Raw genomic sequence first — 15,982 nt, 5'->3', positions numbered from 1 at the left:
AGTCACGAATTGGCCCACGGGCTGCTGTTGCATCCGCCGATGCAGATTTCGACCCGTCAGGCACCCGCAACTACGACAAGACTATGGAGGAGGAGGCCAACTGGCTCGGACCGGCGCTCCTGGTCTCGGACGAGGCTGCCATGCACATCGCCGCCCTCAGCCTCACGATTTCGAAAGCGTCCGACATGTATGGCGCAAGCGAGCCGCTGGTCCGCATGCGGCTCAACGTGACCGGCGCCTACCAGCGAGTGGCGAACCGCCGCCGCTTCGCGCGGGCCTAGCTGCGCCCGCTGGATCGCGGGAGCGATCTAAGCGGCTGCTTGCGGCGCGGCGCGGCGCGGGTGAATTCATCAAGCTTGCCATCAAGCTCGAAGAAATTTGCGGCAGCTTGGCGCAGTTCCCGAGCCGCTTGACCCCAAAACGCCACCTCGACCTTGAAGCCGCGCTCGATCAGCTTCTCGACGACCGGCACATAGTCCGAATCCCCGGCCACCAGCAGGATATCGTCGTTTTCCTTGTCGATGACGTTGAAGTGTCATCCATCATCGCCGTGGCGATCGCCACGTCGACCTTCTTCTCCTTATTGCCGGCGTTCTTGTTGTAGACGTGGGTCTTGAAGCCGACCTTGTCGACCATCTTCCAGAAGGAGTCGCCGGGAGGTGGCGAGCCCCACAACTTGGCGACGGTGTCCTCCCCGCTGACATATTTGTACAGCGTGCCGTAGTCGAGCATCCAACCGTGATCCACAATGCCGTTTCTCATGGCTTCGGCAATGTTCTTCGCCTTGCCCTTTTTGGCGGCCGAGACGCGGGAGCCTCGATGTAGAGGTTGGAATTGTCGACGTAAGTGTAGGTGGTCATGCGGGCGCTTCTCCAATGAGGATCGTGAGAAAATGATCAAAATAATGATTTAGGAGAATAATGACCCGAGCGAGCCGGAGCTTCGTCGATATGGGCATGCGGTACCAGGTCGCAAGGCCTCGACCCCCAGACGCCGCACATTTTTGATCGCCGATGAGCTTCGCGAGCGGACTAGGCCACTGCGGGTGAAGCAGAGCCTTGGCCAGCATCAAGCAGTTGGGCTGGAGTTCTAAGCCATCACCACGCCCGCACCTCGACAGGAGGTCTCGAGTGCCTCTAAGATGTAGGGGAAATAAGTTCGCGGAAGCCGGGTACGGAGTGGGGCAGTGAACTTCCAGGTGACGGTTCTCAAGGTGCTGGTCAGCTATCCAGACGGGTTCGCCGCCATGGCCGACCTCAAGCGCGATATGGCGATCCTGGCGACCAGCGGACGGGACTGGAGCGAGCGCACGAAGCGATTGGCGGCCCGCGTGCCCGACCTGGATATCTTCTCCCAAGGTCTCATCGAGCGCATGAACGGTGGCTGGCGCATCACCGACAAGGGTCGTGCGGTTCTCGAGATCATGGAGGCGCGGCCCGCACCCGCCCAGGTGATGGAGCCGCCTAATGTCCACGCGGTCGAGGGGCCGACTGCAGCCACGACGCTGCCATCGATGCCTTCGATAGCGCTAGTTCGACGTATGCGGAAACGCAGGCGACGCCAGCACGACGCTGTCCGCCGACGACAAGCGAAGGCGTCGTAAGTAAGGCGGTTGGTTGGAAATTAACCAGCGGTTTCGGTCATTCGGAAAATAGGAAAACATTCCATAAAAAAGTTATGCGAGCGCGGTGCGCTTCAAGATTGCTGGGCAATTATTACTTCCGCCGCCGCTTCATGAACGATCGTTGCTTCACCCGCCCTGGCCGCTCGGCGTCGACTTGCTCAACGCAGACCGCCGCCGCCTCGTCAATCGCGATCTATGCGATCCGGCGGAAATCGAACTGCTCGTAGCCATCACGACACTCCATGCCTCCAGCGACAATTTAACGGAGAGCTTGTTTCAGGAATAGCGCTTCTGTCGATGAACGCGGCGCTGTACGTTTCGTACAAAGCGATCAGCGCGGATCCAGCACTCACTGCGGATCTGGCCCGGGGAGAAGACTCAATGCGCTGGATTCCCGATGATGTCCGTTGTCAGCTCAACCCGCGATCTCGAGCGCTTTTGAAGCGGGGTGCCGCAGCGCTCGTCCGATCTGAGCGAGTTGGTGGAACATCACAATAAGCGCGATCATTCCGGGGTCCAGCTCAGCGATTGCTTGACTGGCCAAAAGTCCATTGAAACCCCACATGAGCGGGAATAGTACGGCCGGTACGAAGAGATATCCCTGCCTCGCCAAGGAAACAACTGCACTGAGACGTGCTCTCCCGAACGACTGAAGCATCGTTGTGACGACGCTCTGAATAACAAAAAGCCCAAAAAAGAGATGGAAGACGATGCAGGTCGAGACCGCAACTTTCGTGACATTCTCGCTATCACTGAACAGCCTGACCAAAGGCCGGGCAAAGATCACAACGGCCGCAGAATAGGCAACGGAAAGAGCGACAGTCATCGAGAGCATCAACTTCGCAGCCTTCAATACGCGAGCAAAATCTGGTGCGCCCCAACCGAAACCCAGGATAGCTTGAGAGCCTATACAGAAGCCGGTGACAGGCAGTGCGCCGATCGTCAGCAATCGAATAGCTATTCCCACCGCGGCGATCGCATTCTCGCCGAACGGCTCCGAAGAGCATCAAGCCAACGGCAGATAAACTGTTGGTTATACTCGCCCGCGACCCTATGAATGCGAGCTGTCTGATGCGATCTGCTCGTACTGACATGTGAGTGGCCCTGACGCGGACTATCCCGCGAGCATTCGTAGAATACGCGATATATAGAGGCTTATGGCTGCGATCTGAGATGCCAGCGTTGCGAGGGCTGCGCCTCGCACACCAGGTCCAGTAAGAATATGAAGACCGGATCGAGCACAACTTTCAGTATGAAGGCGGTCATCATCGTCCACATGCTGAATCGTGTGTTACCCTCGGCTCTTACGATGATCGTGCCCGCGGCGAGCGAAATGTGATGCTTTGAGCCGCCAGCTTTGGCGCGACGCCGCGGCTGACGCGTTAGGAGTGTCCCCATCCGTCGTGCAGTTCACGATGAACCGGACCATCTCCGGTCGACTCGCAGTAGTGGTTAAAGACGAGCAAGATTCTGCCACTGCTCGTCACGGCGGTGATGCAGGAGGACCGCGAACCGGTCAAACTCGACGGCGTGCAGCATCAACGAGACTGGCCAGCAGCGCGTTGGCGCTTTCGAACGCGAGACCAACCTCATATGTGCATCCGTTGGCCCTATGGTTGAAGCTAGCGGCACGTGACTCGGCGCTCGATGAGAGAGAAGAAGCGCTGTCCCTACCACGCGCCGCTAACTCCCACACAGCCAGCCTCAGCGGCGGAAGAAGCTGACGTGGGATACATCCATCGGAAAAAGCTGCGGCACAACTACCAGAATCGGTCGGCCCCACGTCTTCAGGCACTCTCTAAGCTGGTCCGACAGCTTGCCGCAATGGGAGACTGATCTTCCCCCGAAAAAGTGGACGGGTTAAGCGGCTTTTAGCTCCATTTCGATCGGGGCGACATATCCGATGGCGGAGTGGAGCCTTGTTCGGCGGTAGAAGCCCTCGATATGGCGAAGATATCGTGCTGGGCCTCGCGCGGGTGTTGTAGTCGCGATGATGGACCAGCGCGGTTTTCAAGGTATGGAAGAAGCTCTCCATCAGGGCATTGTCGTAGCAATCGGCCTTGCGGCTCATGATGCCATGATGCCGGCGCCGGTGAGGACGTTGCGATAGGCTTGTGAGGCATACTGCACGCCGCGATCGGAGTGGTGGATCAATCCGGTCTGCGGCCGTTGCTGGTTGATGGCCATGGTCAGTGCCGCGGATGCGAGTTCGACCTGCATATGGTCTTGCATGGCCCAGCCGATGATCTTTCGGCTGAACAGATCCATGACGGCCGCCAGATACAGCCAGCCCTCCGCGGTCGGGATGTAGGTGATGTCGGCGAGCCAGACTCGGTTCGGGGCGGGAGCGGTGAAGTCGCGCGCGATCAGGTTCGGTGCGATCGGGAGATCGTGACGGCTGTCGGTGGTGCGCCCCCGGCGTGGCGACGCCATGATGGCGCGGATACCGTGCCGGTGCATCAGCTGCTCGATCCGGCCACGGCTGGCGCCACGTCCCTGCTTGCGCAGGATGGCATGGACGCGAGGACTGCAGTAACGCCCGCTGCTGTCTTGATGGACTTGCCGGATCGCGGCCAGGAGGCTGGCATCGGATTTGGTCCGCTCACTGACCGGGCGATCACGCCAGGCGGAATAGCCGGCCGGCGAGACCTCGAGCACGGCACACATCAGCCGCACCGGATAGGCGTCGCGATGGTCTTCGATGAAGCGGAAGCTCATGTCCGGGTTCCGGCGAAGATCGCGATCGACTTTTTTAAAATGTCGCGCTCCATGCGCAGCGTTCGTTCTCCTGGCGCAGACGGGCGATCTCCGAAGCCTGGTCCGCCGACATCGGCGTCGCCTGCGTGGTGGGGCGCCACGCCGCCGATGTCGGCTCCTGCCGCAGCTTGTCAACCCAGCGCCGCAGCACCGAGTCACGCAGACCGAGTTCCTTGGCAACAGACCCGATCGAAGCGCCCACTCAAAGCCAACTCAACGGCTTGGCGCTTGTACTCTTCGGTAAATGAACCGATGTTGACGTTCCATTCGACACCTCCGGGCTCAATGAGCCTACTACAGGTGTCCACTCATTCGGAGGAGGTTCAGTTGCGTTGGATCAGACCCTGTGCCTACCCCGCCCGCACCACTAGTTAATGGCCACGTGACTCGGCGCTGACCATCCTGGTGCCATTGCGCTGTCCCTGGCGCGTGTCGCTAACCCAAGGGCTCCGTATCCGCGCTGGCTGACGAAAGGCTGACGAGACCTGCGCGGCATCCACAAAACGAAAAAAAAAGCCCGCGTGGGCTGTTCAAAGCTTAGCCGCCTTTGACGACAGTGCGCTCAATCTGTTGTGGGGAATCCTGCAGCCACGCAAAGACGCTCGCTAGACTGTAAGGCCGTGCGACTTCATGGCCGCCAAGCTTAATGGGGTGATCTTCGATAAGATAGAACTGCCCTTCGGCTGTTCTGACCATACGATCTCTTATCTCAAACCACACGCCCGTTGCCGGCACTCTTCTGTAGAATACGCGCGTTGCGAAATGGAACGCTTCAGCAAGGTCGCGCGCTGTCGGAATCCGTTTCCGCGCGCGGAAATGTCTTAATGGCTTAGCCCTTGATGCCGTGGTTTGTCGCTTGAACATACGCTTTCCTCGTCGGCTCAAAACAGCGCGGATGCGACTCGGCGCCTACATCGGCGAGCCTTGAAAGGCGCTATCCTGCCGCATCCGCACTGCGGGTGAAGTTAGCGGCGGCATGACTCGGCGCATTCCGCTGGAGGAAGGAAGGCGCTGTCCCTTCACGTGCCGCGAACCCCGGCAGTGATTTTAGCGAGGGAGCGGCCTTAAGTGACCTACCAGGATTGGTATTCTCACAGAGCAGACGACTGAGCGACTTAACGCCGCTCAGCCTGTCAGTCTTCAGAACGATCAGGCCGACGCGAACGGTGCGCTGACCTCCCCATATCTCTGTTTCAGTTGCCGCAAGCGATGGATACCGAGCGCCCTCTCAACCATCGGCTCACCGCAGCATTTCATCACGACCCTGATGGCGCGAGCCGGAAGGTCCTGCCGTCGCAAAGCCGCCCAAGCAAGGAACGGCAACACGATTTTAGGCAGCTCCTCGTCAGACGCAGGACGTTGATCGCATCGCCCCAGCTTCGCGAGCGCGTGAGCCAAGACATCGGGACAATCAGTTTCGAGAGGGGCAGTGCGCGGCGCGAACTGTAGCTTTGCTACCCCCATCACTCCACACCCCTGCCAAGCCTTACGACGTTGATTTCGGTACGCGCGACGCTATCAGACTTAATGTCGGTCATCTCAAAAGGCTTCACCCGTGCGAAGAAGCGTGATGCGATATCCCTGCATCAGCGGCCAGGGCAAAGTGATCTTCCCCTGAAAAAGTGGACGGGTTAAGCGGCTTTTAGCTCCATTTCGATCGGGGCGACATATCCGAGGGCGGAGTGGAGTCTTGTTTCGGTTGTAGAAGCCCTCGATGAAGGCGAAGATATCGCGCTGGGCCTCGGCACGGGTGTTGTAGTCGCGATGATGGACCAGCTCGGTTTTCAAGGTATGGAAGAAGCTCTAGAGAACCGGGCGGGGACCTCTAACGTGAGGCTCCCATTGACCCCCCCCACCAGCCCGGGTAGGTACCACTGCAAGCTTTTAGCAGTACCCTGCCGGGCATCGACACCCACGCAGGAGGTAGGCCGTGTACTTTCAAATTTACCGCGACACGCGCGATGAGTGGCGTTGGACGCTACTCGCTGGAAATATGCGCAAGATCGCTGAGTCTGGCGAGGGCTATCACAACAGAGCCGATTGCCTTGCGGTCATCGAACTCGTGAAAAGCACCGACCGCGACACTCCGGTGCGGGGGTAACCCCACCCTCATTCCATCAGACTTTCAGGTCGGACAGGCGATAAGATAATTTTCCTTCTCACCCCGTCCTGTCCGCCCCAGAGTAGAACGCTCGTGGCGGGACATTCAAGGTTTTGGGCATGACCCCGACAAAAGTCCCGGCCCGTCTGGGCTTGCCTTTTTCATCAATCTTTTCAACTGCGGTAACGCGGACGTTTCGGAATTTCCACCCGGACGCGACCCGGACAAATGACGCTCCATTCTCTCCAGATGTCACTCCGGAGCACATTATCCCCTCCCGCCTGAAGGCTCCACGCCTGAACGCCCGAACGACTGAAAGCCTCGACGCCCGACAAGGTCAGATCGCCGCCGCGCCAAGCGCGGCTCCAAATGTACCAGGCGTGGAGGCTTTCAGTCGTTCGGGCGAGCCGCCAAGCAAAAGGGCGGCCTGTTTGGACCGCCCTACAGCCTCACCGTCTCGCAATGCGTCTCAGCCCGCATACGTCTCTCACCATACGAAGCGCAGGATGCTTTGCCGCCCCGACCAAGCTGTTTGCGCCGCGCCTCTGTAAGCCGCGCAGATTCCTTCATTTTAGCTCGCGAGGCTGGGGCGAAGTGGTCTAGTGCCCTCCGAGAGCGCTTCGCGCAGATCGCCAGAGAGAAATGTGGGGACCGCCTTCGCATCGCGCGCGCCTGCAACCGTCCTACCGATGTGCTCGACAATGTAATCTCCCAACGTGTCGCAGGCTGCCTCGACATGACGGCATCATTGGCCTCGTCTGAAAACACATCACCGAACGCCTCACCGACTAAGAGGGCTCGCCCGGCACACAGATCAACTCATGTCGCCATGTTACCCCATTTATTCAACCCTAGCCGCCGTAACTGGTTCGGGCATTTACGCAAAAGGGGCCGCAGCCGCCGGCTAAGACCAGTTCTTGCACTGAAATCCGATGCAACTCCAACATTCACCCTCCAAGGATCGCAACCGGCCTCTTGCGGATCCGAGCCCTTAATGTCAGCCCCATAGAGCACCCCTCGCGAATCAGGTGCTCAGTAAGGAATCACAAGTGATTCTTTCGACTCAAGATTTCGCCGATCAGCAAACCAGGCCGAGTGCTCAAAGTTATGGGTAATTGAAAGCCTCACCGGATGCTCACCCCCAAAGGCGGCCTTTTCGCGCTTATTCAGCTGGCCGCTCCTGAGCAGGGCGCTTCCCTTCCGCTCGCCTTGCGGTTGCAGGCTCCTTTTCCAGCTGCCGAAGGCACCGGGCGGCGCCGCATGTCGCCGCAGGGGCGGCTCGCGGGCTACCCCCAGCGCCGCCCGACTGCACAGAACCCCCTCGCCCAGAGCTCCCTCCCAAGAAGATGTGGCGGATACGGAGGGGCATCAACGCGGCCGATTGATCCGGGGAAAACGGGGAATTTCACCCTGCCGGTAAATTCAAGAATGACGGCTGGCCGCCGCGATCAGGTCGCGAGCTTGAAGTATCTCCGCAATCGCGTTTGCACACGCTTTGCGTGTTATATATTCGCATCTAGCGAGTCGCGGGCATCCGACGAGGTCGTCTCGACGGCCGGATGGCAGCATCGCTCGCTGAGCGATGGCCTTCCACCGACGATCAATTTCTTGGTTCAACACAGAGGCGTCACATGGCTCAATGCACAGCACTGCGCTATTGTTCAATTGGAATCGTCCCGCTGAGCCAGAGCCGTGATCCGCCTTCGAACGACCAACCAGCCGTGTAAGCAATCGGTGCGCCGGCGGGTGCTTTCGCGTACAGCGGCGCATCGGACCATTGCGCCGTCCGCGGGTCGGCGCCAAAATGGTAGTTCAACCCGATCTTTCCTATGTGATAGTTGCTGGACAGGCTGGTTGTGTTCGCCGGAAGAACTGCGAACGGCTGGTTTCTGCACCGTGGGAGGCGTTGCGACGCTCGGTCCCCCGAAATTCAGATAGTTATGCTCAGCTTTCACCGACCATGCAGGCGTAAGCGCTTGCTCGACGCCCAGCCTCATGGTGGCACCGAAGCGACCATAGTCAACATGGGTTTTCTCCTGTGGCCAATCAAACTCGTGGTTATTGAAGACGTCCCCTCGATTGTTTTGCCAAGCGACGCACCTCCCTCGAGATAGGCCGGCGTGCGGCCCAGCGCGCCAAACGCGTAGCCGATGCGGCCGGTCCTGGTGGCAAAGACGTTGGGGCCTGCTGGCATCGAGTTCGACACACCACTCAGCCGTTCTTCTGCCAATTGTAGCCGATCTGGCCGCCGGCGAGGAACACTGGGGTATCGACGACATCGCCATAGATTGGCGGACCGTAGGATTGCTGAAGGAGGTGCGGCCGTAGCCGCCGCCGACGTGCCCGCCAATATAGGCCTCCGCACCAGTTCCACACCGCCGGTGGCAGTTTCACTTCTGGCTCAAGGTCTGCCGCATTCGCTGCACCGGTTGCGACGAGCGCAATTGTCGTGGCTCCCAAAAGAAGAACTCCAGATCGCATCCAAGACGTCCCCGCATTATCTCCGGTCCACAACCGAGCGCCCTTAACTTATCGCGCAGCAAACCGTCGGAGCGGATCAGACGCTAAAAGCGACGCGCGCCGAGTCCGTCCCGAAGACCATCGCACTGCGATTGGTGATGATGCCGCAAAGAGAGCAAGTCGCGTGCCGTAGGGAATTCGCGGGCTCTGCAGGCACTTCGTCGCGCGTGCGCGTCAAGTTGCTGACATTGTGTCAATACCGACAGCCGCGCAGCCACTGCCCCCAGCAATACTTAGCTGGCGCGGTGTCATGGGTCTACGCTCACAAGGCGCTGGTCTCCCTCGGCTGCCGATCGGCGTCGGACCCCCGCGTCCACTCAAAATTGGCCCTCAGCTCGTACTTGGTCGGCGTCTGCACGGGCAGATCAGCTGGCTTCGCGCCGGCACCCTTAGCAGCGCCATCTTAAGCCATGCAGGAGCGGCGCCGACGTCAGCCTCCTCTTCCTCCAAAACGCGGACGAAGTTGCCGGGCGGGCCTCGGCCTCAGTCAAATCGGACGCATGCCCGCGCTGCTTAGCTTTACACTTCTGGATCTGAAATGCGGGTCAGCATCCTCACGTGCGGTCCCGCCCGTTTGAAGATCGGCTCCCAAAAGGCGTAGGCGTCCTCGACGAAACTCTCGGTTACGGTGAACTTCGTGAGCGCGCCCCGATATGCGGCCTGTCGCCGGCAGCCCTGCCCCTCGACAAGATGCCAGATGAATTGAGCGACCTGGCGTGCGTATGTGCTCGGACGACCTTGGTGGTTGTGTACGATCTCAAGTCGCATGGTCCCAGCGTCACGCGTCTGCGGTTCGGTGATATTGGCAAGCCAGATGAAAATTGATGGATCAATGCTCGCAGCATAGCCGTCGCGCTTGAGCTGCTGATTGATGATAGAGAACGCGCTGGCGGCTTCTCTGAAGCATTCGCTCAGGATGAAGTTCGCCTCATTCTCCAGCTTTCCGCTCCGAAGATCGTCCAGTAATCTGACCGCCTCGTCAGTGAGCCGCCGCATGTATCGCGGTTGGGGCTGCTTTGCGTCGTCGTTTGGTTCCTCTTGTATAATCAATTCGACCGCATCCGCGCGGAACTCCGTTGCGGCATCTTTGAGAACGGGCAAAAAATCGCTTTCAAGGCAGGAATCGCCGACGTCTTTCGACACCGCGTCGCCTCCCACCCGTGTCTCCACAAGATTCTTTGCGTGGTCCAACGCAACGTTCAGGCTGGCTTTGAGGTTTTCAGAAGCTCTTTCTTGAGAGTCCTCGACAACCTTTACCATCATCTCCGCGGTACTGTCGGAATCTATGAGTTCGTCCTTAAGCGGCGCCGCCGCATTCCGAGATTCAAGCTCCTCAAAGGGGCTCGGAGCCGTCGCTTGCTTTGCTAGGATCGTTTGATCAGACGTATTCGCGCCTGTGCGCTCCGACCGCGGATTGGAAGCAGCAATCTCGCCGGACAATACAAACAGGCCATCGTCAACGGCTCGGCTCGCCGCCGCGGTAAGATCCACCAGCGAGCGCCGCACGCACCGCGTCTGCCTAGCGCGCCGCTTTTTCGTTTCTTGCGTATGGCTCATGATCTGACGACCCCCTTGAAGCGGCCAAGACGATCAATATGTCGGTTCAGGGGCGCCCTAAACGAACTCCTGACTGAACTTCCGTCTCTTGGTCGCTCAATTCCGTCCTCTTGAACACCTAATCTCAGTGTCCAGCAAAGCTGGTAGCAGCTTATCTGAGCATAACTCAGAATTGAACGAGGCCACAAACTCATCGCTCACTGTTTACCTGGATTTGTGTCTTCCGATATGATGTCAATCACCTTGAGCCTGGCGTCATACTCCTCGTATGAGCCGAGCACGGCTTGGCCAACTGACAAATTGTGCACGGGGTCCACTATTGAGGGGGAGTCGTAGGTTAGGGAGGTGGGTCCGGTAAAGTGAACTTCCTCACCAAACTCGTCGCGTCGCAACGTTCTGGCGGTGCACCACTTGATGAGTTGCGTTACTGCTCCTTTTCCGCTCTCATTGATGGGCGGAAGATGTCGAACCGAATAGAAATACGTTCGCGCAGAGTGCGTCTGCTGGGAGTCCGAACTCTTGCGCTGGTCTGGTTGCGCGGTGAGGGTCAGTAGGCGCTTGCCGGCCGGACGCTCGAGCGTTCCCTGAAACAGACCGCCTTCTCTAATCAGAGTAATGTGCGCCAGCTTTTTTGGAGCACCAAGAACCTCTCGTCCCGAGGCGAGCGCGGCATCGTTTGTTGTCACGTACATGTAAGGAATGTAAAAGCCAATCTCACCGCCAGAATCACGAACTTGAATTCCTGAATAGCACTCCAAGTATGACCCCACTATGCTTGAGGGATAGCTCGCGACGCCAACAATGGCGATTGCTGGGTTTGCTGACGGTACTAACCCCTTCGGCAATAGATGGCCAACCTCGTTCCCCACGCTGAATATATGGTTTATGGCTCGGCAGCGGAGGAACGTGCTGCCAAGGTCTTTGCTCCCATGGTAGAGGGGCGCATCAAACGGAATACCTTTAACGTCGGGCATGGCATCCCTCCTCGCTCTTGAGAGTTTACAATCGGAGATGCAGCTGACTCATCTCACAAAGACATCTGGTTGTGGAAGCATCATGAAGAGAGTGCAATGTGCGGCCTCGCATCCGGCTTACGCGTTATAGTGAAGTCGGAGGCCGCCTTGCACCTCAGTTTTGTGCTGCTGAATGGGCCTGACGTTGTGCATACACTCCGGAGAAGCGTGCTACTGAGGTGACGTTGAGTCGAATGCGACTCGCTATGGTTATGCAAAGTCGATGCCATCTTCCCTTTATGGGGTGCTAGACGGACTGCTCGGCTACAGATGTCGAACTGGAGTACGAGAGCTCGGACAACTTCGCTTGTCTTCTTGCCTTCCGCTTGTTGGCTTGATGACACAGAATGTTGAAAGTCCCACATGACCAAACGCGAACGCAACGATGAGGAGGTTCGCAAAGCTATCGAATTCGGGGCTAGCTTGACTAAACTAGATCGGCCGCGACAGCTATCTCGGTGCATGGCCGAAATACATGCTCGCGGATACCGACGTCCTGCGAGGCACGTCGGTAGAGCTCCAGAACCCTGTAAGTTCTGGTGAGTTTGCGTTCTTGTCAGTGTCTGGCGCGGCGCTTGCACAGAATGGATACTTCAGTTCGCACATTCGGAGAACATGCATCGTTATACTCCAGCTCCTCGCGCTCCCGCTCACAAAGAGCTCGGTACCATCTGCCCATTGGGATACGACATTATTGGAGGCAACCCAGCCGAAGATTAGTCGTGCCTGAGCGGCGAGCGCATGTCCGCGACCTCAGGATCATCAGCATGAGTCTCATGCGTGATGCAGGAAGACCTTGCCCCGCCAGTGACCGAGGAAGCGCGCCGGAAGTGTCACAAGCATTTCTTGGTCCTGTCAGCGCACGAGCCCTCTTACCTTGCCGGCTAAGACAATCGTTGTCGATGGCGGTCTGACGATCGGCGTCCCGCACGTGTCAGGCCCCCGAAAACATCTTCTGACTATCAGCTGAGGGATCGTCTCATCAAAACGAGAGTATGAGTCGCGATACTACAGAAGTGGAAAGCCAGGAAGCTAAGCATCAGCGACAGCTGTGCGCCCTGCGCAGCTCGCTTGGCCGGGGAATCCGAGACGCCCGGCGGATGATAGAGATCCTGGGGGTCGCGGGCCGGTTCCGCTGCGACCCTGTTCTTTGCGAACGTCAAAGCGTCAGCGCGTCACCGAAGGGGCACCATTGCGCGGCGCGCGGCGAGCTAGATGCTGTCGTTCATCAACTCGGTCTAGCGCTACGTTGGCAGAAACTGTTTTCGCCACTGTTTTTCAAGGGTTTACTTTCGGCAATATGGACACTGCTAAGAGGGTGGCCGAAAGGGAGAGATCGATGATGGCGTGACGTGCGGTGGGCATGGTTGATTGAGGCGGAGGCCGGTTGATTCTGTTGTTTCCGCCCCGCGTGTGCGAGGCGACGAGTTGCAGGAGGCGTAGGCGATCATTGTCATCAGGGGCGTGGCGATGAAGTCCCCTGCCATGATCGCCCTTCGAAGTGATCAAGTCCAAGCTCCTCCTTCTGCTGATGCGCCTGCTCACAAATCCACCGTGCCCTTGATAGTTGCGGCCAGCGTGCGCAGATCCGTCGCCGCCGGAAGATTGGCGAGATTCTCCCCCCGAGGCGCGTCGATCGCCAATGAGCTAGGCTTCGTCGCCTGGGAGATGCTGCTGACCTTTATCCCATATCCGCTGCGGAGGGCGGTCCGCGGTGGGGACACGGAAAGCAGCAAATCGGGCGTTTAGGGTCTGTACTCAATAAAGGCTTCCATCTGGAATTAGACTGTGATTGAAGCTTCTTAGCGGGGGAACGCTTGAATCCTAAAGTAGCTCCAGCATAGCGGCAAGGCTCACACGGTCAAACGGTCGCGCGACCGCGGGAGAGATGTCCGTTTCGCCCGCACACGAGCTGAACCAGCCGCTCGCTGACATTCTGATCAATGCCGAGCCGGCCCAGCAGAAATTAGAGAATCTGACACCCGACCTCGGCGCAATCGGGGGCACCCTCGATCACATCCGCCGTGACGGTCAGCGAACCGCTGAAGTCATCGGCCGGCTGCGGTCTTTGCTGTCGATTCCTTTCCGTGCAGGCCCTGCTCAACGATGTCGAACTGGTTACGGAGCCGGCCCGCAGACACTCGCGTGGCGACATGGTCCAGCTCGGCGACTCAGTCTCGCTCAGGGCAACCTCGTCCTTGTCTCTAGTACCAACGCAGGTCACGGCATTCTTGCGGGGAAGGTGGCCGGGATCTTCAAGCCGTTTTTCATGGTGAGGCGCAATGCATGGGCATAGGCCTCTCGATTGCGCATACTATCGTCGAAGCGTATGGCGGCCACCCGTCAGGGGGCGCGTCTTTCACGTCAGCCTGCCGCTTACTGTGGCGCGATGGCGACGCCCTTCCCGGCGAACGCCTCACGCGAACGCTTTCTCCAGCGTCGCGAAGATCACGGCGAACGACTTGTCGTGGCGCGTCACCGGCGGCACCGGGCAATCGATCTTCATGAGCTGATAGACCGCCATCTGCGCCGCACGCACCGAATATTCGACTGTGAACACGACGTCGTCGGGAACTTCGACGAACTGGCTGACGAAGGCGAGGTTGACGGAATTCCTGGGCACCGGCAGCGGCCGGTCGGCCAGGTTGCGCGGCATGAACATGCTGGTGATGTAGGGCATGCGGCAGGGAATGCAGATCGCGTCGTCGAAAACGACGGGATCGAAGTTCAGGTGACCGCAGAGCTCCTTCAAGATCTCGGCGCCGCCGCAATCGGACATCGGCTTTGCCACGAAATTGCCGATGCGGTCGGGATGCAGCGCATAGCCCCAGAACACCTGCACGTTCTTCGGCTGTCCCATGAAATGTGGCTGGTGATAGAGCACGACGGACATCAGCCAGTTGGAATCCTTGAACGTGACAAGCCCGCCGGTGCCGGCCCTATTGCCGGAGAACGCTTCCATCTGGTCGAAGAAGCGTGGATCGCGGCAGGTGACGGTGAAGGACAGCCAATAGGATTCGGGGATCGAATTGTTGAACACCGACGGATTGCCGAATTCGGGACGTCCTTGCGCGATCGTCTCCCATAGCGCCCAGCCCTGACTGTCGGCCTTGGTCAGGCGCGGCGGCGGCTCGGTCATCGAGCCTAGGCTCGAGGCATCCGTCATCGAGCCGTTCTGGAAGAAGACGATGTCGTCGTCTTCGAGCCGGACGTTGGCGGTGCGGCTGTCGCGGTCGAGCGTGAGCTGGCGCACCCGCAAGCGCGCGCCGTCGGTCTCGAACGCCATGTCGACGACGCGCGTGCCGCGCACGAACTGCACGCCCTGGCGCTTGAGCCAGTCCGCGAGCGGCCGCACGATCGCGTCATACTGATTGTACACGGTGCGCTTGACGCCGCCGAGCGTCTCGATGCGCGGAAACTCGTTCATGAAGCGATGCAGATAGCGCTTCAGCTCGACCGCGCTGTGCCAGGGCTGGAAGGCGAAGGTGGTCTGCCACATGTACCAGAAATTCGATTCGAAGAATCCGGGCGACAGCCAGTCGGTGATGCGGCTGTTGCCGAGCGTCTCCTCCGAAGCCTCGGTGAGCCGGAGCAGCTCGAGCCGGTCGCGTCCGGAGAAGCCCATATGCGAGACATCGACCTTGAAGCGGTTACGGTCGACCAGACGCGCGCTGGAGTGCGCCGGAGTCTCCACGTTGAATGCGACCGTCTCCTCGCGCACGCTGCGGCCGGGATGCTCGAGCGAGGGAATGCTCGACAGCAGATCCCAGGTGCATTCGTAATGGTCGGTGGTGAGCATGCGCCCGCCGCGAAGCGAATAGGCGCCGTTCGGAAGCTGCGCGCCGTCCAGGCTGCCACCAACCAGCGGCTGCGCCTCGTAGATCACGATGTCGCGCCCCGGCAGCTGCGCATCGCGGACGAGGAACGCCGCGCCCGCGAGCGATCCAATGCCGCCGCCGATAAAATACGCCTTCATGGCTTGCCTCGATTGCAATTCGACAATTCGAAGCAACATAGCATGGCCGGACGCATCCAAGGTTGCGCTGGATCAAGCGGGGTGAGGACTGGCTCAGCTACGCGGAAAGGCGGCCGATTGAGCCGTTGTTGCCGCGAGGGCGCAAGGGAGCGCATCGGGTCGATGATCGATGCGTGATCAACGGCATTGTCCAATTGCCAAAAGCAGGTTCGCGCTGGCATGATTGCCCGGAAGTCTACGGTCCGTACACAACGGTGTACAACCGCGTCAGTCGCTGGAGCCGAGAGGGATTTGGACAAACGTTTTTACGCTCTGACTGAATCAAGCGGCGTGTCCGGCTCGATCTCGGTGGATTCCAGCTAAATCAAAGGCCATGGCCCCGCGGCCGGCCCAAAAAAGAGGGACCTTCAACAAGGTGATCGGCTGCTCGCGCG

12 protein-coding genes and 3 pseudogenes are annotated in these 15,982 nt (G+C 59.2%); 5 read left to right on the top strand and 10 right to left on the bottom strand.

Going from position 1 to position 15,982, the window contains the following annotated elements:
• The first annotated feature begins 83 nt into the window (after positions 1–83).
• Complete coding sequence (locus AB7M16_RS25195; RefSeq protein WP_050996322.1) at positions 84–281, top strand: ImmA/IrrE family metallo-endopeptidase; 198 nt, start codon at positions 84–86, stop codon at positions 279–281.
• Here the strand turns inward: AB7M16_RS25195 and AB7M16_RS25190 are convergent.
• A complete protein-coding gene (locus AB7M16_RS25190) occupies positions 278–472 on the bottom strand; it encodes a hypothetical protein (RefSeq protein WP_453945427.1) in 195 nt (64 codons plus the stop codon). The genes AB7M16_RS25195 and AB7M16_RS25190 overlap by 4 nt on opposite strands.
• Positions 451–732: a PIN domain-containing protein gene (locus AB7M16_RS25185; protein WP_124163422.1), complete on the bottom strand. Its 282-nt coding sequence runs from the start codon at positions 730–732 to the stop codon at positions 451–453. Before AB7M16_RS25185 ends, AB7M16_RS25190 begins: the two co-directional genes overlap by 22 nt.
• A gap of 454 nt (positions 733–1,186) precedes the next feature.
• Here AB7M16_RS25185 and AB7M16_RS25180 point away from each other — a divergent pair, with 454 nt between their 5' ends.
• Complete coding sequence (locus tag AB7M16_RS25180) at positions 1,187–1,603, top strand: hypothetical protein (protein WP_036032173.1); 417 nt, start codon at positions 1,187–1,189, stop codon at positions 1,601–1,603.
• An 85-nt stretch (positions 1,604–1,688) separates the two neighbouring features.
• The gene (locus tag AB7M16_RS25175; protein WP_124163421.1) at positions 1,689–1,910 is read left to right on the top strand and encodes a hypothetical protein; all 222 of its coding nucleotides are present in this window, start codon (positions 1,689–1,691) and stop codon (positions 1,908–1,910) included.
• A gap of 129 nt (positions 1,911–2,039) precedes the next feature.
• Here AB7M16_RS25175 and AB7M16_RS25170 read toward each other — a convergent pair whose 3' ends face one another.
• The 3 genes and pseudogenes from AB7M16_RS25170 to AB7M16_RS25160 all read right to left on the bottom strand — a co-directional run.
• A complete protein-coding gene (locus AB7M16_RS25170; protein WP_245454645.1) occupies positions 2,040–2,573 on the bottom strand; it encodes an MATE family efflux transporter in 534 nt (177 codons plus the stop codon).
• Between the two features lie 911 nt (positions 2,574–3,484).
• A pseudogene (locus tag AB7M16_RS25165) lies at positions 3,485–4,635 on the bottom strand (IS3 family transposase).
• 1,377 nt (positions 4,636–6,012) lie between these two features.
• Positions 6,013–6,184 (bottom strand): annotated as a pseudogene (locus AB7M16_RS25160) (IS3 family transposase); the annotation flags it as partial.
• 127 nt (positions 6,185–6,311) lie between these two features.
• Here AB7M16_RS25160 and AB7M16_RS25155 point away from each other — a divergent pair.
• Positions 6,312–6,482, top strand: coding sequence for a YegP family protein (locus AB7M16_RS25155; RefSeq protein WP_074448437.1), 171 nt, complete (start codon positions 6,312–6,314; stop codon positions 6,480–6,482).
• Positions 6,483–8,693: 2,211 nt separating this feature from the next.
• Here the strand turns inward: AB7M16_RS25155 and AB7M16_RS25150 are convergent.
• The 5 genes and pseudogenes from AB7M16_RS25150 to AB7M16_RS25130 all read right to left on the bottom strand — a co-directional run bounded on the left by AB7M16_RS25150 (position 8,694) and on the right by AB7M16_RS25130 (position 15,587).
• Positions 8,694–8,876, bottom strand: a complete 183-nt coding sequence (locus AB7M16_RS25150; protein ID WP_225114960.1) for a hypothetical protein — start codon at positions 8,874–8,876, stop codon at positions 8,694–8,696.
• A gap of 645 nt (positions 8,877–9,521) precedes the next feature.
• Positions 9,522–10,559 carry a hypothetical protein gene (locus AB7M16_RS25145; RefSeq protein ID WP_124163419.1) on the bottom strand — a complete coding sequence of 346 codons (1,038 nt, stop codon included), beginning with the start codon at positions 10,557–10,559 and terminating at the stop codon, positions 9,522–9,524.
• A gap of 197 nt (positions 10,560–10,756) precedes the next feature.
• On the bottom strand, positions 10,757–11,533 hold the full coding sequence (locus AB7M16_RS25140; protein ID WP_036031505.1) for an acetoacetate decarboxylase family protein: 777 nt from the start codon (positions 11,531–11,533) through the stop codon (positions 10,757–10,759).
• Between the two features lie 1,317 nt (positions 11,534–12,850).
• Positions 12,851–13,321: pseudogene (locus AB7M16_RS25135) on the bottom strand (IS701 family transposase); the annotation flags it as partial.
• Positions 13,322–13,988: 667 nt separating this feature from the next.
• Complete coding sequence (locus AB7M16_RS25130) at positions 13,989–15,587, bottom strand: oleate hydratase (protein WP_453945426.1); 1,599 nt, start codon at positions 15,585–15,587, stop codon at positions 13,989–13,991.
• Between the two features lie 23 nt (positions 15,588–15,610).
• Here AB7M16_RS25130 and AB7M16_RS25125 point away from each other — a divergent pair, with 23 nt between their 5' ends.
• On the top strand, positions 15,611–15,868 hold the full coding sequence (locus AB7M16_RS25125; RefSeq protein WP_081493085.1) for a transposase: 258 nt from the start codon (positions 15,611–15,613) through the stop codon (positions 15,866–15,868).
• The last annotated feature ends 114 nt before the right edge of the window (positions 15,869–15,982 follow it).

It is taken from the genome of Bradyrhizobium sp. USDA 372, assembly GCF_053629095.1.
Note: the sequence above shows the minus strand (reverse complement) of the source record. Positions and strands in the feature narration are given on the sequence as shown.

Coding starts and splice junctions, on each gene's coding strand:
- AB7M16_RS25195 (WP_050996322.1), top strand. CDS start 84: ATGGAGGAGGAGGCCAACTGGCTCGGACCGGCGCTCCTGGTCTCGGAC.
- AB7M16_RS25185 (WP_124163422.1), bottom strand. CDS start 732: ATGCTCGACTACGGCACGCTGTACAAATATGTCAGCGGGGAGGACACC.
- AB7M16_RS25145 (WP_124163419.1), bottom strand. CDS start 10,559: ATGAGCCATACGCAAGAAACGAAAAAGCGGCGCGCTAGGCAGACGCGG.
- AB7M16_RS25140 (WP_036031505.1), bottom strand. CDS start 11,533: ATGCCCGACGTTAAAGGTATTCCGTTTGATGCGCCCCTCTACCATGGG.
- AB7M16_RS25130 (WP_453945426.1), bottom strand. CDS start 15,587: ATGTTGCTTCGAATTGTCGAATTGCAATCGAGGCAAGCCATGAAGGCG.